A 20,397-nucleotide genomic window follows, 5' to 3' on the forward strand; every position below is an offset into this window, starting at 1 on the left:
CCTTTTTGTTTTGCCTGTGATGTTGGGACCAGTGGAGAGTGTTCAGCGCTTTTGTGTTACGGAGGCCGCAGTATAGGATGTGGAAAAGGGAAAAACCAGAAGGGTATGTCACACAGCTGTAACGTACAGATTGTATAGTAGAATCCAGTTTGGAAAGGAGGCGCAGATATGAACCTGCTGCTCGCGGATGATGAGCCGCTGATGCTGCAAATATTAAAAGCCTATTTCGTTAAAGAGGGCTTTCAAGTGTTTTTGGCCGAGGATGGGGAAGCAGCCCTGAATCTTTTTTATAATAATCAAATCGATTTGGCGGTTTTGGATTGGATGATGCCAGGACATAGCGGTGTCGAGGTATGTCGGGAAATCAAGCGTACGAGTCGGGCGAAGGTACTGCTGCTGACAGCCAAAGGGGAATCGGATGATGAGTTTGTTGCCTTGAAGGCCGGGGCGGATGATTATCTGCGCAAGCCGTTTGATTCGCGTATCCTGCTATTGCGTGTAAAGAAGCTGCTGCAACTTTCCTCCAAGATCATTGTGGGGGAGCTGACCGTGGATCTGGAAGGCCAGAAGATCTACCGTGGTGGAGTGGATGTAGGAGCTACCCATAAGGAATTCGAATTAATGAAGGTACTGGGAATGAATAAGGGGCAGATTGTAACCCGTAAAATTTTGCTGGATCAGGTGTGGGGTTTCGATTATTTCGGCGAGGAACGCACCGTAGACACTCATATCCGCAGACTGCGTGAGAAAATTGGAGAAGATTCGATCAAAACCTACCGGGGAATGGGCTACTGCCTAGAGGATCAAAATGAGTAAACTGACCCGAAAACTGCTCGTGCGCATTATCGGTGCATTGTGTGTTGTCTTTTTCCTATCCTTTATCGTCAATACGTTTTTCCTGCCTAGCTATTTTTTGTATCAGAAAAAGCAGAAGTTGGCCGAGTTAACGACCGAAATCTCTGCTTCAGAACACGGCGTTCCAATATCACAGATTGAGAGCCTTGAAACGCAATACGAGGTCGCTATCGCTTATGCATCGTTGAAGGATAGTGTGGATGATATTAACGATCAATTGTTATTTCAATATAACCGCAAGGGCATTGCCCTCAGTAAATTTTGGCTGACAGAAGAGAGTATCTCTGCGCTGCGTGAGGGTGCCCGGGTTAATAAATTCTATGATCAGACCAAGTTGAAATCAAGCTTTCTGGTGAACTTTGTGAAGGTGGGGGATACCGTGTTTGCTGTTGGCGAATCCATCTCCCATTCATCGGAGACGATTCGAATTATTAATCAGTTCAATGCGTACATATGGCTCGGCATGCTGCTGTTGCTTATCCTGCTTTCCGTGCTGTATACCGCCCGGATCGTTAAACCGCTCGGAAAACTAAGCGAAACGGCTGAAGCCATTTCCAATTTATCGTTTACAAAGGTGGATATAAAGACAGGTGATGAGATAGAGTCTTTAGGACGCAGCATCAATGTGATGAGCGACAAATTGCAGCAGGCGCAACATTCTTTGGAAATGAAAAATGCTAACCTGCGAACGTTCATCTCGGACATCTCGCATGAGTTGAAAACACCGCTCTCCCTGATTCGAGTTTATGCCTCTGGCATTCAAGATGGCCTGGATGACGGAACCTATGCTAGGGTAATCCAGCAACAGAGCGAAGAGCTGGCTGGTTTAATTGACCGTCTGTTGGAGTTATCCCGTCTGCAGGCCGAAGTATATGATTTTGAACCTGTTGATCTTCGCCAACTGCTCACGGAGACACTTCATACCTATGAAACCGTATTTCAGCAGCATGGCTTGCATGTGGAAGTGGAGGATCGATGGACTGCCGAGACATGGGTGCTGGCTGATCGACGGAAGCTGGAGTCTGTTCTGCACAATTGGATGACCAACGCGGTGAAATATACAAGCGGTGACCGAATAACCATTACACTTGAACTGAAAGGGGAAGCGGCACATTTCGGTATCGCCAATGAAACGGATAAGGAAGAGCATGAACAGTGGGATCAGGTTTGGGAGCCCTTCTATGTAATGGATAGTTCGCGCAGCAAAAAGTTTAGCGGCACGGGACTGGGCTTGTCTATTGCCCGGACGATTCTGGAGAATCACCATGCTGACTATGGCCTTAGTGTAGCCGATGGAAAAGTTATGCTTTATTTTTCTTTACCTTTAATACAACGTTAATGAAGGAGCCGCCATGCAAATGGTGGTTTTTTTTGTGTGAGAAGCAACCTGAATTAGAGCTTGTTCACGTTGCGAGAAGCCGATTGTTCCCCTGTCATACTGATGTAACACAATTGCCTTAGGATAGGCCTATCACCAAATCAGAACTTAATTCATGGAGGGATATCCGATGTTCAATAAAACCTTTTTAATAACGGGAGGCACAGGCTCATGGGGAGAAGAATTGGTCAAACAATTGCTCGTTCAGGAGCCAAAAGAGATACGTATTTTCTCACGAAATGAGTCACTTCAGGCTCAAATGAGACAAGCCATCCCTGACCCGAGAGTGAAGTTTGTACTGGGGGATATCAGAGACCGATGGGAGCTTGCAGGTGCCTGCAAGGATGTAGACTATGTCTTTCATCTTGCGGCGCTTAAACATGTTCCGGTCTGCGAGGACCAACCGGATTGTGCGGTTAAAACCAATATTATCGGAACGCAGAACGTCATTGATGCTGCAATCGAGTATGGCGTGCGGAAGGTGGTATATGTCTCTACGGACAAGGCAGCGAATCCTTCCAGTATGTACGGGATGACCAAAGCCATCGGAGAAAAACTGATTTTAATGGCTGACAGTCGTTCCGCTACAAGCTTTGCTTGTGTACGAAGCGGGAATGTTCTTGGATCCACGGGGAGCGTAGTACCGTTATTCAAACGCCAGCTTGAGTTGAAGCAGCCACTTAGCGTTACCGATTCCAGAATGACACGTTTTTTTCTTCCTCTTGGTGACGCCGTGGAAATTCTCCTGTCGGCCATGGAGCAATGTGAGAGCGGTGAGATTATTGTACCCCGAATGCCATCCTGCAAAATAACGGATATCGCACGGGTTTTGGCAGAGGATGCTGGACAAAAGGATGTCCCGATACATTTTATCGGTGCCCGTCCGGGTGAACGGCTTTATGAAACGCTGATTTCAGATTGGGAAAACGTTAGGGAAGTGGAAGCGGAGAAGTCCTACTTTGTTGTCACCGCCTCTCCTGCACCCGAATTAGCGGATAAAGAGGGTTGTGGGACATCTATTCTTCCTGGCAGAGGATATCATTCGGAGGATGTCATCATGACCAAGGCAGAGGTTCGCGATATGCTGTGGAGAGGGGGATTTCTGTGTTCAAGCGGAGGATCATATTTACAGGAGGCGGCTCCGCCGGTCATGTAACAGCTAATCTCATTCTGATCTCCAGATTGCTTCAGGAGCAATGGGAGATCCATTATATCGGTTCCAAGCATGGCATCGAACGTCAATTAATCGGCAAAATCCCGGCTGTTCACTATCATGCGGTTGCAACAGGCAAGTTGAGAAGGTATTGGGCATGGGCGAACGTTTCCGATGTATTCAAAATTATACTTGGAGTGCTGCAAGCTTATCTGCTCATTTTACGAATTAAACCTCATGTTTGCTTTTCGTTAGGGGGATTCGTAGCTGTTCCTGCTGTAGTGGGTGCCAGGTGGAACCGGGTTCCGGTGCTGATTCTGGAGCCGGATCTACATCCGGGTCTGGCCAACAGGCTGTCACGGCGATACGCCCAAATGATGTGTACTACGTTTATGGATACCGCGACGTTCGCCTCCACGAAAGGTTCAGGAAAGACGATGTACGTGGGACCTGTAATCAGGGAGGAGTTGAAGCTTGGCAGCCGAGCACGGGGGATTCATTTTTGCCGATTTGTCTCCGACAGACCTATTCTGTTGATTATGGGTGGCAGTCAGGGCTCGGAAAAGCTTAATCGTATGGTACTTGAAACACTGCCGGAACTGCTCAAGCGTTATCAAATCATTCATATATGTGGTACAGGTAAATTGAACTCATCCTTCCCAAGTTTTGCAGGCTACAAGGCATTTGAATATGTGCATGAAGAACTTGCGGATTTAATGGTTATGGCGGATATGGTCGTGTCACGTGCTGGCTCCAATGCGATCCATGAGTGGTTGTTGCTACGGAAGCCGATGCTCCTGATTCCCCATGCCAACGGCGGGTCACGTGTTGGACAGACGCTGAACGCGAAGTATTTTCAGGAGCGAGGTTATGCAAGGGTCCTCCAGGAAGAGGAGTTGACTGCTCAGACATTCCTGCGAGATATTAACCTTGTATATATGGAGAGGGATCGTATGGTGGGCCATATGAGGGCGAGTGGAACGGACAACGCCGTTGACAAGGTTCTGCAGCTTATTCGTACAACGGTTTCTTCGGTAGAAAGAGCTGAACATGAGTAAAAGATTTCCCGAGCTGCTGCTGGTCATGTTCTTTTTGCTCATCGTATCTATCCTGATTATCTCAAAACATTTATTGTATTAAACTAGGATTGCAGCCTGTTACAATCCCGTTCTTATTCTGAATAAATAGGCATTCTTCAGTCACTTCCATATGACTTGAAGAATGCCTCTACTTATTTCGGAATTTAGGGGAGGGCTGTAGCAAGTAACAAATGTCGAAAGTTCCTCTTATCCGCGATTCTGCTCCAACCTGATTCATTTTTATGTAATGAGTTTCCGATATAATATAATAGAAGTAAAATATTGGATTACAGGAGATGAAAATTGCAATGAGTGGAATGAAATTAGCAATACGAGGCAGCTTGGCCTTTATTTTAGTATTGGCATTACTGGCTCCTTCGTTTGCCCTAGCAGCCATGGGTGACGTGACATCTATCGAGATTACCAACAGTAGTCCGCAACAGATGAGTGTATCCCAGACAACTACACTTCAAGTGATGGCGGTGATTGAAGGGTTTGATAACAAGCAGGATGTTACGGGAGGCGTCACGTGGTCCACGAGTAACGAAGCTGTTGCCACCATTATTAAAGGCAAAGTGAAGGCTGTGGCAGCAGGAGAAGCAACGATATATGCACAGGTAGATGGCGCCAAAGCGCAATTGGTGGTTAAGGTTCAGGATAAAATTAAAAGCATCAAAGCTTCGCCAAGTTCCTATAATTTTGTCAAAGGTAGTGAAAGTACGCTGCCTAAAGTAAGCATTGTGCGTGCAAACGGCAAGGAAGAAGACGTGACATCTGAGATTGTATGGACGGTATCGAGTGCTTCCGCTGTGCTGGAGAGTGGTAAAATCAAAGGAATCACGCCTGGCAGAGTGCTGTTACAAGGCAAATATGGCTCAGAGACAGTTAAAGTTCCCGTAGCAATCACGGACGAGATTACCAAAGTCGAAGTAACTCCTGCTATCATGCAGCTGAATATTAAGAAATCGAAAGCGTTGAAGGTAATCGGTACATATGCCAATGGGAAAACGATTAATCTTTCGAAACAGGTAACGTGGACCTCTTCCAACAATAATGTAGCCATCGTCAAGAATGGTACAGTCAAAACACTGACGGAAGGACAAGCCACCTTGACAGGAACTTATCAAAATCAGACAATAAAGGCAGAGGTTACCGTTGTTCCTTTGCTCAAAAAGCTGATCACAGGCCAGAAAACACTCGTCTTATCGCCACAAGCAAGTACAACACTGAGTGTGATGGCGCAGTATGATACAGGCAAAACCACGGTTGTAACGAGCAGTGCCGTGTGGAGCAGCACCAAACCAAGTGTAGCCACAGTAACAGGTGGTAAGATTGTGGCCGTGGGTAAGGGCAAAACATCCATTACCGCCAAATGGGGCAATAAAAAAGTTACTATACCGGTGACGGTAAAATAAAGTTTCAACGAATGAAATATATCAATTGAGGTAAATTCATCATCGTGAACAGAAACAGATGGGGCGTAGATATACGCCCCTTTTAAGTATAAAAAATTGGATGTGATGAAAACTGAATTCTTCAATTATAAGCTCAGATACCGATCTCAGTGGGTTGGCTTACATGAAGTATCTTCTTCTGACCCTACTTTCGATACTGACACTTGGGAGGATTGCCACAGTTGAGGACGCGAAGAAACGATCCCATATGAAGTACCTGGAACAATATCGATTGAAATTCAGTCCTGCAAAGGAGGGAAAATCTGAATGACAGTTCATCTGCAACCGGAAAATTGGCCTAAATGGGCGACAGAATCGGTAGAGATTGTTGAAGCCAACCCTATGTGGGGCCTACAGGCTCAGGAAGAGATTCGCCAGCTCAGAGAACTATTACAGCAGCTCAATATTCATCGATTTGAACATATCGGAAGCACGTCCATTCCCGGATTGCCCGCCAAGCCCATTATTGATTTGATGGGAGAGGTGCAGTCGTGGGAGGACATGGACTTGATTGCCGATCAGCTGAATCCGGTAGGCTGGAACTACGTTCCGCCTGAACTGGATGGTCGGGAATATAGACGTTTCTGGGTCAGAGTGAAGGATGATAAGAGGGCTGTACATCTTCATTTGATGCGCCCAGGCGAGGAACGTTGGGATCGCCAAATCCAGTTCCGGGATGTGCTGAGACAGCGTCCGGATCTGGTAGAGGTTTACGCGGCCTTGAAAGCTAAACTTGCTGATGAGAATAAGGATGACAGAGAAGCGTATACCGCTGCCAAAACAGATTTTATTTTACAAGTGCTTGATGAAGGCGTTTGATCCATTATGAAGGCATTTTTCAAAGAGAGGCTGATTTATTTCATCGCAGTGATCATAACCATGGCGGCAGGACTGGCGTCCAGACGCTTTGGAGAACTTTTACCGAATTTTGTGCATGAGCATTTTGGAGATGCCTTGTGGGCGGCTATGATTTATTTTGGGGTACGCATGGTTTGGATTAATCGCAGCAAAGAGTTGGCGTTAATCGTGAGCCTGATTTTTAGCTGGGCCGTCGAATGTTCGCAAATGATTCAGACCCCTTTGCTGAACGAAGTGCGTTCAACGGTACTGGGTGCGCTTATTTTGGGACGTGGATTTCTGGTAATGGATCTATTGCGGTATGCTGTTGGCATTCTGTGCGTGTATGGGATGGATCGTTATTTCCTGAGAAATAAGAAGGCTTGATAATGGGGAGGGACTTAAGTGAATGTAGATAAGCTTTTTACGGAATCACCCGAATTTGAGACAGATCGGTTGGTACTGAGACGTCTTACGCTCAACGACCTCGATGATTATTTTAGGTTTGCCTCCGATCCTAAAGTGAGTCAGCAAAGTCTGTGGAACTGTCATGAGACGTTGGATGATTCTGTCCAATATATTCAAAGAGTGTTAGACAATTATGAGAAGAAAACGATCTATATATGGGCCTTTATTCTGAAGGAAACGGGGAAGCTGATCGGGCGAGGTGGCATTTTTCATCTGAATGAATCCATGCAAAGTGCTGAACTGGGGTACGCGATTGCCAGCAGTTGCTGGGGCAAAGGCCTTGCCGCAGAAGCGATGCAACCGATTGTTGAATACTGTTTTCAAGAACTGGACTGCAATCGGCTGGAGGGGAAATGCAATGCAGGCAACATCGGTTCTGCACGAGTGATGGAGAAGTTGGGCATGTCATATGAAGGTTTGATGCGTAAACAATTGAAGATCAAAGGTGTGTTTACAGATCAAAAATTGTACTCCCGTATCCGGGATGATCTATAATACTTCCAATGACTTGCACGATACATAGAAGAAATTGAAGGAGGCGGAACAATGATCTACAGTATTATTCCCCAAGCGGTATGGGAGCAGGTATCCAAGCAGAGCGTGTATGCACCGGATAGCCTGGAGACGGACGGTTTCATTCATTGTTCCACTAAAGAACAGATTCCATGGGTAGCCGCTCAATTTTATCAAGGACGTACGGATTTGTTATTGATTGGCATTGATGAGAGAGCCTTGAAGCCGGAACTGGTGTATGAGGACCTGTATGAGTTGAATGAACTATTTCCACATATTTATGGTGAACTTAATTTGGATGCCGTGCGGAAAGTTATTTCCTTTGAACCGAATGATGACGGGACGTTTTCTTTTCCTGAATAAACACATTTTGCGAAGGGTTGTGAACGTGTGGATATGAATCAGGTGTTTCTGGATACAGCCGAAAAGCAATTTTTGTATTACAAGCAGCTTGGGGAGAAGGCCATGGAGCAACTGGAATCCGAGCAGTTATTTCAATCCTGGAATGAAGATGCCAACAGCATTGCGGTTATTGTTAAGCATCTATGGGGCAATATGCTGTCCCGTTGGACGGATGCGCTGACAACTGATGGAGAAAAGCCATGGCGTGAACGTGATGCGGAATTTGTGAATGATATCTCGACCCGGGAAGAGCTACTCGCCAAATGGGAGGAAGGCTGGAACTGTCTATTTGGAGCCATTCGTTCTTTTACACCGGAGCAATTGTCTCATATTATATATATTCGCAATGAAGGACATACCGTCATGGAAGCGATTATCCGGCAATTGGCGCATTACCCCTATCATGTGGGGCAGATTATCTATGCAGCCAAAATGCTCAAAGAAACCGCATGGAACAGTCTTTCCATTCCGAGAAATGGTTCGGACCAATATAATGGCGGCAAATTTGCCAAGCCGAAGGCACGAAAATATTTTACAGATGATGAATTAAGCATAGAAAAAGGTAAAGGTGAGGAACAGCAATGACAAAGATCGCATTGATTCGCCATGGAAGCACGGCGTGGAATAAGGAAAAACGTTCGCAGGGACAAACGGATAATCCACTGGATCAGGAAGGAAGAGAACAGGCACTATTGCTTGCTGCAAGACTGAGTGAGGAAACGTGGGATGCCGTCTATGCAAGTGACCTGGAGCGTGCAAGTGAGACGGCTCGTATCATTGGAGATCGATTGGGAATACAGGAGATTCATTTGGACCCGAGGTTGCGTGAAATGGGCGGTGGGCAGGTGGAGGGTACGACCGAAGCTGAACGTCTAGCCAAATGGGGAGCGGATTGGAACACTCTGGATTTAGGTCGGGAGCTTGCGGATGCAGGTACGATTCGGGGTAGAGCCGCGATAGAAGATATTGTATGTCAGCATCCCAATGGAAGAGTGATCGTTGTCAGCCATGGTGCCATTCTCCGTAATACACTGCGAGGTTTGGTGCCTGAACTTGATGTGAGCGCAAAGCTGTCCAACACGTCGATCACCCGGATTTCTTGGGAAACGAATTCTTGGCAATGCGAGCTATACAATTGCAGCGTGCATCTGAATTCCTCCAAGGAGTTGTGATCGATGGACGCTCTGGCATTAAAACAGAAATTGCGGCAGATTCAGTCGGCTAACCTATCCGCCCATGAAGTGGAACATCCTTACGAATTGGCTCTACATATGATGCAGCATATTGGCAGTCCAGACCCGGTTCTGCGGGATGAACTGATCTATGTTACGTTTGCGACCTGGATTGGACAGGGCGTATTTTCGGAAGAACAGCTCAGTCAGCTGTTGCAGATGGCGCTGGATGATCAGCACCTTTTTCATGGTATTGGAGAACAAGGCACGGACAGTGTGTTTACCCGAACCTTCTCTGTGCTGCTCCTGCCTCCAATTCTGAGTGTAGATCGTCAGAGGCCTTTTCTGAAAAAGGAAGATATCGAGGTTATTCATCATCGGTTGACCACGTATCTGGAGCATGAAAAAGATGTTCGTGGCTATGCCGATGAAAAGGGCTGGGCGCACGCTCCGGCACACGCGGCAGATGCGGTTGAAGATCTTGCACAGTCACCTTATATGGAGCGGGCAGCCTTGCTGGAGCTTTTGCATGCGCTCACTGTGAAAATTACCGAATCAAGTGTAGTCTACATCCATGATGAGGATCAGCGGATTGCTCATGCAGTGGTCACCATCCTTCGTCGCAATCTGCTGGAGCAAAACGATATTTCGTCTTGGTTCGATTCACTGAATCCAAACGACAAGACGGAGGGGAAATCTCTTCTGGAGATCAGCCAGATGAGCTTGAATGTGCGCGTCTTTCTACAGACGCTCTATCTTGCCATACGGACAGAAGAAGCAGAGCCCTTTCCGGCTGTCCGTTCACTTATTTTGCAGGCTTTGGAGAAAAAATGATCAAGGGACTATAAACTTGTGGACAAGGAGGGTGATAGCATGACTGGACTGTCGTATTCATGGACTGAGGATGTGCTGTCTCCTCTGGGCGAAACAGGGGTTATGATTCGTTGTGGGGATACCATATCGGAAGCGGTGCACCGGAGGGTGATGTCGGTATGTGCTTTGCTGGAAAAGAGCCAACCGCAGGGCATCTTGGAGTGGCTACCTTCGTTTGCATCGGTCACACTGTTCTATGATCCGTTGATTTCCCCGTACCACGAGATATGTGGAATGCTGCTTCATGAGTTGAGCAAGATGGAAGAGGCAACGTTGGATGAACCCACAACGATTATTATTCCCGTATGTTATGGTGGTGAACTGGGTCCCGATCTGGAATATGTCGCTACTGAACATGGGCTTACGCCAGATGAGGTCATAGCTATTCACACATCCGGCGATTACCTGGTTCACATGATTGGATTCGCACCGGGTTTTCCTTATCTGGGCGGGTTATCGGATAAGATCGCTACGCCCAGACGATCTACACCTCGGCTTCGAGTTGAGGCGGGAACGGTGGGCATTGGTGGCAAACAAACGGGAGTTTATCCGGTGACGACTCCCGGCGGATGGCAATGTATCGGCCGCACACCGCTGGCGCTATTTCGTCCGACGGAAAATCCACCAAGCCTGTTGGCAGCAGGGGATCGAGTTCGTTTTGCATCGATATCACTTCAGGAGTATCTGGAACAAAAGGAGGGCGAACGATGAGTATTGAAGTCATTCGCCCAGGTTTGTTATCCACCGTTCAGGACGAAGGAAGAATGGGATTTCGCCGGTATGGAATTCATCCGGGTGGGGTTATGGATACCTTTGCAGCCAGAGTAGCCAATGCACTGGTTGGGAATTCCCGTGATGCAGCTGTGCTGGAGATGACGATGACAGGACCGGAGCTTCGTTTTCATGACAATCTGCTGATCTCTTTATGTGGTGCCGATCTTACGGCAACGGTGGATGGCCTGCCTGTTCCGCTATGGCGTCCGGTCGCGTTGCTTGCTGGAAGTTTGCTGAGATTTGGGCGATGCCGTTCCGGTTTGCGGTCTTATCTGGCGATTGCTGGTGGAATCGCAGTACCTGAGATCATGGGCAGTAGAAGCACGGATCTTAAGACAGGTTTTGGTGGGTTTGAAGGTCGTGCCCTGAAGGGGGGAGACAGGTTGTCTGCGGGAGAAGCCTCTTGGGAAGCGCAAGCGGCGTTGCATGGATGGAGTGTAGAAGCCGAGAAGAGCAACCGTCGGATGTATGCACCTGCCTGGTACTTGTCCAGCAGGGAATGGCCAGCATATCATGCTGAACCTGTTATTCGTGTCATGCCGGGCAAAGACAGCGCAGCGTTTAATGAAGATAGCCTGGAACGATTCCATAAAGAACGATATGTGATCTCTCCTCAATCGGATCGGATGGGGTATCGATTGGAGGGTGCAAAGCTGAAGCTGGAACTCGGTCAACCAATGGATCGGCTGTCCGAAGCTGTCACCTATGGTACAGTTAGGTGCCAGCAGATGGTCAGCCCATCATATTGATGGCCGATCATCAGACCATTGGGGGCTATCCTGTGATTGCACAGGTGGCCCGGGTAGATTTGCCGATACTGGCACAGGCTAGGCCGGGGACACGGGTTGCTTTTGAACGGATTACATATGAAGAAGCACAGCAACTATTTATAGAGCAGGAGTTGGAGTGGCGGCTAACCGATCAGTTGATTCGCAAGAGATTGGTAGAAATGGGGGACCATTAATGAACACGGTGGATATCAACTGTGACCTTGGCGAAAGTTACGGGGTGTACCGGATGGAGTCGGATGAGTCGATTCTGCCGCTAATCACTTCAGCCAACATCGCTTGTGGGTTTCATGCGGGTGACCCGGCAACGATGCGACAAACGGTGCAGCAAGCATTGGAGCATCAAGTCGCTATAGGCGCCCATCCCGGTCTGCCGGATTTGCAGGGTTTTGGCAGAAGACGTATGGACATTACACCAAGGGAAGCCTATGACATGGTTGTGTATCAAATGGGTGCGCTGGATGCTTTTGTCCGTTCATACGGGGGGCGTATGCATCATGTAAAACCTCATGGAGCCTTGTATAATATGGCTGCTGAAGATGATCGGCTTGCTGAGGGGATCGCAGAGGCGATTTATAAGGTGCAGCCGGAACTGTATCTCTATGGCCTTGCTGGAAGTGCAATGATAGAAGCAGCGGATCGAATTGGACTGCGCAGCGTCAGTGAAGTTTTTGCAGATCGAACCTACGGCCCGTATGGGAAGCTAACCCCACGCAGTCATCCAGGAGCTGTCATTCAGCAGACGGAACAAGCTCTTGCTCAAGTGCTGCGTATGGTGAAAGAGGGCATTGTTGTGTCGACGGAAGGTACACCTGTATCCATAAAGGCAGAGACGATTTGCATCCACGGTGACGGAGCTTATGCACTAGCATTTGCTCAAGAGATACGCACGTTGCTTGAATCTGAGGGAGTTAATCTGTTTGCTCCTGGAATTGCTAGATGATTGCTACAGTATTCGAGGGCCAGAGATCGAACTATACGAGTCCGTAAGGAGTGAAAGTAGAGCATGAAACCGATACGTAATTCGGCGAAGGCTGTTATTGTACAGGATGGACGTTTGCTGGTGATCCGGTTGGAGGATCAATATGGTGACGCTTATGTTTTCCCCGGCGGAGGACAAGAGAAAGGCGAAGAACTTAAGGATGCCGTTGCCCGTGAATGTCTGGAGGAGATTGGACAGGCGGTGACGGTGGGAGAGCTGCTGCATATCCGGGAGTATATCGGAAAAAACCATGAATTTGCCGAGTGGGATGCCGATGTCCACCAGGTTGAATTTTATTTTGAATGCAGATTGATTGATCAGAAAGCTACGATCTTCGAAGGCTCCAGTCCTGATGACCATCAGGTAGCTGTAGAATGGATTCCACTTGAAGAGCTGTCCAAGGTTCGCCTATATCCGAAAACAATTGGTGAGTTGTTGCAGAATAAGAATACATCACGCATTTATCTTGGAGATTTGAATTAAAACCGTCACGTTTACGAACGGGTTCATGGATTCACCATAGATGAGGTGGGTACACTATAAGTACAGGCTTATTATACCTAAGGTAAGCTGACAGTACTTATACACAACAATGGAGCGGATAAAAATTAAAGAAGCAAAACCTTCAAAATTTTAGGCGTTGATAGGTTTCGGTTTGAACTTTAACTTACCCACTCCTTCATTTGAAAGAACTGTAGACGTAGTGGAGGGAACGGAATCGATTCTGTAGAAGCGGCAGCGTTCGCCTTTATCACCGGATTTTCCCTTGAGAAAAGGGAATCAAAAAATCTGGGGATAACAGCGATCGAAAGAACGATCCGTACCCGTAACGGCCGCCTACAACGTTCTTCGAATATCCCCCAAATCGAAAGGAGCACTTCCCATGAACCAGACTGAATTGGAACAAAACATTGTAAAAGCATTGGAAAACAACCCTTTTTGCAGTTTCTCCACGGTAGAGAATGGTAAACCGAAATCTCGCTATATGGCACTTTTCAACGACGGAATGAACATTCATCTGGCGACAAACCGCCGTACGCACAAGGTTGAGGAGCTGGAGAATAATCCGAACGTCAGCCTTTTGTTAGGTTATGAAGCAGGTGGCTCCAAGGAAGTGGTCGAGATTGAAGGAACGTGTGAAGTGACAAAAAATGAAGGTTTGCGTGAACAGGTATGGAATGATGAACTAAAAGCTTGGTTTGACGGCCCGAACGATCCCAATTATGTCATTCTGGACATTACCCCAAATCGGATTGAATACACCGGCAAGGATCATGAGCATCAGGTGTGGGAGCAGTAACTTCGCATATTGAAAATCACCTTTTCTGAGAGGAAGGCCATGCCAACTATTTGGAAAAGATATAGCTAACCGTGAACGCCAGGCTTCACGGTTTTTTAATATGGGTCGATTCAGCTAATATGGATATAGATGTAAGCCACATGTAATATACGTTTTTAACAGCGTGAGTAATCTATTTTCATCCAAAAACATGCAAAAGATGTCGAAATCACGCATGTTATTGTAAACTTGGGCAGGTATGTGCGGATAACGTAAAAAATAATGCTTTTCAATGGCTGAACATTGCGTTATGATTTGGAATGTAAACGATACGCACAGATATGAATAGATGTTCATGTGAGATAAACTAACCTGAGATTCTGAACCAAGCGATCGGAAAATCAGTACGCACAACCCATGAGATCTTTCGCATTTCTGCGCTTATTCGTTTGCCCACTAATGCATGATTCAATGTACATAACCGGGAGGGGTTATTTTGAGAAAGAGTAAAAAAGTATTATCGAGCCTGACTGCCGCTTTGGTTGCATTAAACGTGCTTGCGGTATTTCCGGTACCTGTATCGGCTGCGGACGCTACCAAGGTTAAATTGCGGATCATGGAAACAACGGACATTCACGACAACCTGATTAACTATGACTACTATTCCGACAAAGAGACAGACCAGTATGGTCTGGCGAAGACAGCTACACTGATCAAAAAAGCCCGTGACGAAGCGAAGAATAGCTTACTGTTCGACAACGGTGACCTGATCCAGGGTAACCCGCTCGGGGATTATGTAGCGAAGATTGATCCACTCAAAAAGGGTGAGACTCACCCTGTATATAAAGCGATGAACCTGCTCGATTATGATGCAGGAAACATCGGTAACCATGAGTTTAACTATGGTTTGGACTTCCTCGACATGACGTTGGAAGGTGCGAATTTCCCTTACATCAATGCCAACGTTTATGTAGATGACGGTGACGACGATGAGACGAATGACAAGAACTACTTTACCCCGTATAAAATTTTAGACAAAAAAGTTACCGACGAGAGTGGCAAAGAGCACACGATCAAGGTGGGTGTGATCGGATTTGTCCCACCACAAGTAATGCAGTGGGACAGCGCTAATCTGGAAGGCAAAGTCATTGCCAAAGACATTATCGCTACTGCGAAGAAATTCATTCCTAAAATGAAGGCTGAAGGTGCCGACATTATTGTAGCTATTCCTCACTCCGGTTTTGAAGATATTCCGCAAACGGATCTGATGGAAAACTCGGTATTGTATCTGAGCCAGGTTGAAGGCATTAATGCCATTCTGTTCGGACATGCCCATAAAGTATTCCCAAGCGCTGATTTTGCTGGTAAAAAAGGTGTAGACCTTGAAAAAGGTACAATCAATGGTGTTCCTTCCGTTGAACCAGGCTTCTGGGGTGACCATCTTGGAATTATCGATCTGGATCTGGAACTGGTAGACGGTAAGTGGAAAGTGGCAGACTCCAAAGTGGAGGCACGCCCTATCTATGACACAGCTAACAAAAAAGCTCTGGTAGATGCTGATCAAGAGATCGTTGACGCTGTTCATGACGAACATGAAGGTACGCTTGAGTATGTGCGTGGCCCAGTCGGCGAAACGACAGCTCCAATCAACAGCTTCTTTGCACTGGTTCAGGATGATCCATCCATCCAGATCGTAACCAATGCACAGAAATGGTATGTCGAAAAACATATGCAAGGAACAGAATACGAAGATATCCCTGTATTGTCTGCAGGAGCTCCGTTCAAAGCAGGCGGACGTTCAGGTGCTTCGTACTACACGAATATCCCTAAAGGCACCATTGCGATTAAAAACGTAGCTGACTTGTACGTGTATCCAAATACGGTACATGCTGTGTTGGTTAATGGCGCTGAGCTGAAAGAATGGTTGGAATGGTCTGCTGGCCAATTTAACCAGATCGATCCGGCAAAAGGTGGACAGCAACAATTGGTCAATATGGACTTCCCAACGTATAACTTCGACGTTATCGATGGTGTTACGTACCAAATTGATGTAACTCAACCAGCGAAATACGATGGTAAAGCAACGATTGTAAATGCATCAGCTAACCGGATTAAAGACCTGAGCTTCAATGGTAAACCGGTTGATCCAGCACAAAAATTCATCGTGGCAACGAATAACTATCGTGCTTCTTCGTCCAAACTGGCTAACCCGGACGGTAAACGTATCGTCTTGGCTGCACCGGATGAGAACCGTCAAGTTATCATTGATTACATCCGTGAGAACAAAACGATTAACCCGACAGCAGACGGCAACTGGTCGCTTGCACCAATTAAGCCTTCAGCAGGAGTAACGGCAGCTGCAATTAACGATCTTGAAGTGGTATTCGCTTCTTCCCCAGATGCCAAAGCGCTGGTTGAAGCGAACCCGGCGATGTCCTTCATCGGTACGAACGATGATGGTTTTGCTGAGTATGGTTTGAAATTGACAGGAGAAGCAACAACGACTCCAGAAACAGGTACGGAGCCAACTCCAACGCCTACGAAACCAGACCCAACTCCAACTAAACCTACAACCAAACCACAACCTGAGAAACCAGCTGGTGGCAAAGTGGTACATGTAGTGAAAAAAGGAGATAACCTCTACCGCATTGGCTTGAAATACGGTGTGGACTGGCGCAAGCTGGTTTCCGTAAATAAAATTACAAATGTGCACAACCTTAAAGTTGGACAGAAAATCGTAATTCCCGCTTCTTAAGATTATTTAGCGGTAAATGAAGACCGACAGTCATCAGACTGTCGGTCTTTTTCATGCTATGCTGATACGTTAATGCTTCAGTAACCGTCATAGTTGAAGTCACCAAAACAGTAGAGATAAATTTTAAGACCCATGCTATAATATTTACAAACTTTGGGTATATACCAGTAAACATTAATGAGATAGAATCACAAACTGGCAAGGGGGTTCTACATGAATTGCAGTGGCTGCAGTCCAATTCATCCTATAGAGGATCAAGGTACCCTGTATATGCGTCCCATCTCCCCCGCTTTGCTTGAAGCACTGCAAAAGCAGGGAAGACATGTCGAACATTCGGATGAACTCATCTGGATGCATTTTATGAATCTTGAATCTGCACAACATTGTATTGAGGACATTCTCAAGATTGAAGCAACCCTGCCAGAGAAGTTAACGGTTCAGATCACTCCACTGTATGGCCAGGCAGATGCTGATAGCTGGATTAGTCTCTCCATGCAGGCAGCTCGACTCAAACATGCGGATCTGGTCTCCATTATCCTGGAGCATCAATTCAGCAGTCATATGCAGCCGATCGTAGATGCATCGGAGCAGATTATCGGATTTGAATTTTTACTTCGTCCTGCTGAACAGGGTAGACCCTTCAGTGTGTATGAATTATTTGAAGTTGCACGGGATACCGGACTGCATTCTTTTCTGGATCGGACAGCACGTGTTGCTGCTATCGAGACAAGTGCCGTTCTTTTACCGCATGGTGTCAAACGTTTCGTGAATTTCCTGCCTTCCTCTATCTATAACCCCGAATATTGCCTGACACACACATTTGAGACGATTGAACGCCTTTCGCTAGACCCTAAGGATTTTGTGTTTGAAGTGGTGGAAACGGAACAGATTCAGCATATGTCCATCTTGCAGCATATTTTTGAGGTGTATCGTTCTCATGGAATGTCGGTTGCCTTGGATGACGTGGGGGCCGGATTCTCGACGATCGAAGTAATGAATCGGCTGAAGCCGGATTTTGTCAAAATAGATCGGAGCCTCATTGATCATTGTGATCATGATTTGAACAAACAGCAGCAAATTATCGATATTGTTGAGATGTCGCGTCGATTTGGCGGGCGGGTACTTGCTGAAGGCATTGAACGAATCGAGGAATTTGAATTCTGTCGATCCGTGGGTATTGATTTGGCACAAGGGTATTATTTTGGTAAGCCAACCGCATATCCACCACAAGGTCCCTATGGAAAAACCTCTGCGTGAATGCAATAAAATATAGTTGTACCAACAAGTCACTTCGTATGATTGGAGTGGCTTGTTTAACATGCTATGTAAATTTATAAATACGCTCCCTCAGCCGATATATAGGATAGGCCTTTAGATTAGATGGGGGTCTATGTGACACCTTATTTAGTCAGGTTGGAGAGGTCCTACATAAAAAAAGAAAAAGGTCAGATGTATATTTGGAGGGGGAGAAGCAAGATGGCGAACATTCGGGGGAATGAGCAAGAAAAGGCAGCAATCAAGCCAGCCAAGCCAAAAGATAATAAACCGAAGAAGAAAAACAAAAAGAAAAAAGGCTTCGTCTGGAGCATAAGGAACAAATTATTGGTATCCTTCCTGGGGGTACTACTTTTGCCGAGTCTAACCATTGGGATCGTTACGATGCTTATCGCTGATCATACGGTGGAAAACCAGCTGATGGATAGTGCCAAAGAAAGTGTAGACACAACAAATTCAATTATTGGAACACAAGTGGATGCAAAGATCCATGATATCAATTATTTTGCCAGTGTGATTGTGACTGACATGATTAGAGGGCAAGATGAAAGCCCCGAGCTTGAGACGAAATTGAAAGAGTATCTTGGGATGCATCCGGATGCTGTAAATATCTTTGTGGGGACCAAAGAGGGAGTCATGGTTCGTGGCAAGGAATCTGCGGGAAGCTCACAAGGGTCCGCTTATGATCCTCGGGAACGAGAATGGTACAAGCTCGCGATGGAGAAACCGGGTACTCCAGTAGTGTCACCTGTATCCAAGAATACGGACGGCATTGCAGTTGTATTTGTCTCCAAAACGCTTGATGATCAATCCGGTGTAGTAGGTCTCTCCCTGGATCTGACCGAACTGCGTGAGCAGGCTTCGATTAAAGTGGGCAGGGACGGGTACGTCATCATTATGGATGCGGACAAAAATTATATCGTATCTCCAGTCGTGGAAGCTGGTACACAGGAGCAGTCGACTACCTTGGATGCGATGTTCGAGAGCAAGGAAGGCGAATTTAGTTATATCTATAATGGTGATTCAAAGACCATGATTTTCTCTACTAATGAGGAAACCGGGTGGAAAATTGGCGGTACAATGTTCAAGGGTGAAATATTAAATGCAAGTAAAGACATTCGGATGGCTACCCTGTTGGTCCTTCTGACGGCAACCTTCCTAACGTTGATATTTATTATTTGGTTTACACGTTCGATGCTGCGTCCGATTAAACGTCTGCAGGAATCCGCCAGATCCGTAAGTAAAGGCGACCTTACGGTAAAATTGGACACAGGGCGCAAAGATGAGGTAGGCGATCTGGCGAAGTACTTTGAACGGATGGTCGACAATCTGCGCATGATGATTCTGGGTGTGCAGGAAACGGCAGAGCAGGTATCTGCCTCTTCGCAGGAATTGTCCGCCAGTGCAGATCAAACAACCAAAGCCATTGAGCATTCAACGCTGGCTATTCAGGAACTTGCCGAGGGTGCCGAGCAGCAAGTGAAGAGTGTATCGGATGGATCAGGACAAATGAGCCGAATGGCGGAAGATGTTCGCATGATGTCTGAGCGTGTGCAATCCATTACAACGAATATGCGTCATACATCCGGAGCGGCTTATTCAGGTAATGAGGCTGCAGGTCAGGCAGTAGAGCAGATGAATAGCATTCAGGAAACGGTGGAACAGCTGGCGACGGTGGTTCAGTCATTGAATGCACGGTCTGTTGAGATCGGCAGCATGGTAGATGTGATTGCTACCATCTCCAAGCAGACCAATCTGCTAGCTCTGAATGCTTCCATTGAAGCGGCAAGAGCGGGAGATGCTGGCCGTGGTTTCGCAGTCGTTGCGGGTGAGGTGCGGAAGCTTGCAGAGGAATCGGGGAGCTCCGCTGCGCAGATCGGTGAACTCGTTCATAATATCCGTCAGGATATGGATGCTGCCCTGAAAGCTATGAATTCAGCTCAGACTCGGGTTGGAGACGGGATTCAGGCCGTGAATACGTCTGGGCAATCCTTTGCACAGATTCGGGAGGCTGTAGAGGATGCTGTTCATACGCTGGATGATTTGTCCGAAACAACGAAGCAATTGGAGAGTGGTGCTTCCCATGTTGCCAGAGCAATGAACGATATTTCGATCGTGACTCAAGAATCTGCTGCGAATACGGAATCCGTCTCGGCATCCTCTCAGGAACAGCTGGCATCTGTGGAGGAGATCGCTTCGTCTTCAGCACATCTGAACAGTATGGCGGAGCAATTACAAGGATTGTTGGGTATGTTCAAAATGGTGGAGAACACGCCGAAGGATGAGGATAAGTCCTAAATCATTAGTGATATCTTTTATCGCAGTTTTTATAGAAATTAGAAGGAAATAAAGATAGACAT

19 protein-coding genes and 1 pseudogene are annotated in these 20,397 nt (G+C 46.7%); all 20 read left to right on the forward strand.

Annotated elements, in window-relative coordinates; all coding sequences use genetic code 11:
* Window positions 1–168: 168 nt before the first annotated feature.
* Window positions 169–816 carry a response regulator transcription factor gene (locus tag HP548_RS14835; protein WP_175382097.1) on the forward strand — a complete coding sequence of 216 codons (648 nt, stop codon included), beginning with the start codon at window positions 169–171 and terminating at the stop codon, window positions 814–816.
* A complete protein-coding gene (locus HP548_RS14840) occupies window positions 809–2,194 on the forward strand; it encodes a sensor histidine kinase (RefSeq protein ID WP_175382098.1) in 1,386 nt (461 codons plus the stop codon). Before HP548_RS14835 ends, HP548_RS14840 begins: the two co-directional genes overlap by 8 nt.
* Before the next feature lie 169 nt (window positions 2,195–2,363).
* The gene (locus tag HP548_RS14845) at window positions 2,364–3,389 is read left to right on the forward strand and encodes a polysaccharide biosynthesis protein (protein WP_175382099.1); all 1,026 of its coding nucleotides are present in this window, start codon (window positions 2,364–2,366) and stop codon (window positions 3,387–3,389) included.
* On the forward strand, window positions 3,338–4,444 hold the full coding sequence (locus HP548_RS14850; RefSeq protein ID WP_175382100.1) for an undecaprenyldiphospho-muramoylpentapeptide beta-N-acetylglucosaminyltransferase: 1,107 nt from the start codon (window positions 3,338–3,340) through the stop codon (window positions 4,442–4,444). The genes HP548_RS14845 and HP548_RS14850 overlap by 52 nt, the downstream gene beginning before the upstream one ends.
* Before the next feature lie 338 nt (window positions 4,445–4,782).
* Window positions 4,783–5,880 (forward strand): Ig-like domain-containing protein, encoded by a 1,098-nt coding sequence (locus tag HP548_RS14855; RefSeq protein WP_246318074.1) that lies wholly within the window; start codon window positions 4,783–4,785, stop codon window positions 5,878–5,880.
* A gap of 306 nt (window positions 5,881–6,186) precedes the next feature.
* A complete protein-coding gene (locus tag HP548_RS14860) occupies window positions 6,187–6,738 on the forward strand; it encodes a GrpB family protein (protein ID WP_099858646.1) in 552 nt (183 codons plus the stop codon).
* Window positions 6,739–6,744: 6 nt separating this feature from the next.
* Window positions 6,745–7,143, forward strand: coding sequence for a ribosomal maturation YjgA family protein (locus tag HP548_RS14865; protein WP_099858645.1), 399 nt, complete (start codon window positions 6,745–6,747; stop codon window positions 7,141–7,143).
* Window positions 7,144–7,161: 18 nt separating this feature from the next.
* On the forward strand, window positions 7,162–7,719 hold the full coding sequence (locus tag HP548_RS14870; protein ID WP_099858644.1) for a GNAT family N-acetyltransferase: 558 nt from the start codon (window positions 7,162–7,164) through the stop codon (window positions 7,717–7,719).
* 51 nt (window positions 7,720–7,770) lie between these two features.
* Window positions 7,771–8,100, forward strand: a complete 330-nt coding sequence (locus HP548_RS14875) for a DUF952 domain-containing protein (RefSeq protein WP_099858643.1) — start codon at window positions 7,771–7,773, stop codon at window positions 8,098–8,100.
* A 27-nt stretch (window positions 8,101–8,127) separates the two neighbouring features.
* Window positions 8,128–8,724: a DUF1572 family protein gene (locus HP548_RS14880; protein ID WP_175382102.1), complete on the forward strand. Its 597-nt coding sequence runs from the start codon at window positions 8,128–8,130 to the stop codon at window positions 8,722–8,724.
* Entirely contained in the window at window positions 8,721–9,311 is a 591-nt protein-coding gene (locus tag HP548_RS14885; RefSeq protein WP_099858641.1) for a histidine phosphatase family protein, read from the forward strand. Before HP548_RS14880 ends, HP548_RS14885 begins: the two co-directional genes overlap by 4 nt.
* A 3-nt stretch (window positions 9,312–9,314) precedes the next feature.
* The gene (locus tag HP548_RS14890; protein ID WP_099858640.1) at window positions 9,315–10,145 is read left to right on the forward strand and encodes a DUF2785 domain-containing protein; all 831 of its coding nucleotides are present in this window, start codon (window positions 9,315–9,317) and stop codon (window positions 10,143–10,145) included.
* 39 nt (window positions 10,146–10,184) lie between these two features.
* Window positions 10,185–10,895 carry a 5-oxoprolinase subunit PxpB gene (gene pxpB, locus HP548_RS14895; RefSeq protein WP_175382103.1) on the forward strand — a complete coding sequence of 237 codons (711 nt, stop codon included), beginning with the start codon at window positions 10,185–10,187 and terminating at the stop codon, window positions 10,893–10,895.
* Window positions 10,896–10,987: 92 nt separating this feature from the next.
* Window positions 10,988–11,922: pseudogene (locus tag HP548_RS14900) on the forward strand (5-oxoprolinase subunit C family protein).
* Window positions 11,922–12,689 carry a LamB/YcsF family protein gene (locus tag HP548_RS14905; protein ID WP_076290639.1) on the forward strand — a complete coding sequence of 256 codons (768 nt, stop codon included), beginning with the start codon at window positions 11,922–11,924 and terminating at the stop codon, window positions 12,687–12,689. Before HP548_RS14900 ends, HP548_RS14905 begins: the two are co-directional and overlap by 1 nt.
* A 63-nt stretch (window positions 12,690–12,752) precedes the next feature.
* Window positions 12,753–13,211, forward strand: a complete 459-nt coding sequence (locus tag HP548_RS14910; protein ID WP_076290638.1) for an NUDIX domain-containing protein — start codon at window positions 12,753–12,755, stop codon at window positions 13,209–13,211.
* A 400-nt stretch (window positions 13,212–13,611) separates the two neighbouring features.
* A complete protein-coding gene (locus tag HP548_RS14915; RefSeq protein WP_076290637.1) occupies window positions 13,612–14,028 on the forward strand; it encodes a pyridoxamine 5'-phosphate oxidase family protein in 417 nt (138 codons plus the stop codon).
* Window positions 14,029–14,503: 475 nt separating this feature from the next.
* Window positions 14,504–16,762 (forward strand): bifunctional 2',3'-cyclic-nucleotide 2'-phosphodiesterase/3'-nucleotidase, encoded by a 2,259-nt coding sequence (locus HP548_RS14920; protein WP_076290636.1) that lies wholly within the window; start codon window positions 14,504–14,506, stop codon window positions 16,760–16,762.
* Window positions 16,763–16,975: 213 nt separating this feature from the next.
* On the forward strand, window positions 16,976–18,019 hold the full coding sequence (locus HP548_RS14925) for an EAL domain-containing protein (protein ID WP_076290635.1): 1,044 nt from the start codon (window positions 16,976–16,978) through the stop codon (window positions 18,017–18,019).
* Window positions 18,020–18,238: 219 nt separating this feature from the next.
* Window positions 18,239–20,335 carry a methyl-accepting chemotaxis protein gene (locus HP548_RS14930; RefSeq protein WP_175382104.1) on the forward strand — a complete coding sequence of 699 codons (2,097 nt, stop codon included), beginning with the start codon at window positions 18,239–18,241 and terminating at the stop codon, window positions 20,333–20,335.
* The last annotated feature ends 62 nt before the right edge of the window (window positions 20,336–20,397 follow it).

The sequence above is a fragment of the Paenibacillus taichungensis genome, assembly GCF_013359905.1.
Taxonomy (GTDB): domain Bacteria; phylum Bacillota; class Bacilli; order Paenibacillales; family Paenibacillaceae; genus Paenibacillus; species Paenibacillus taichungensis.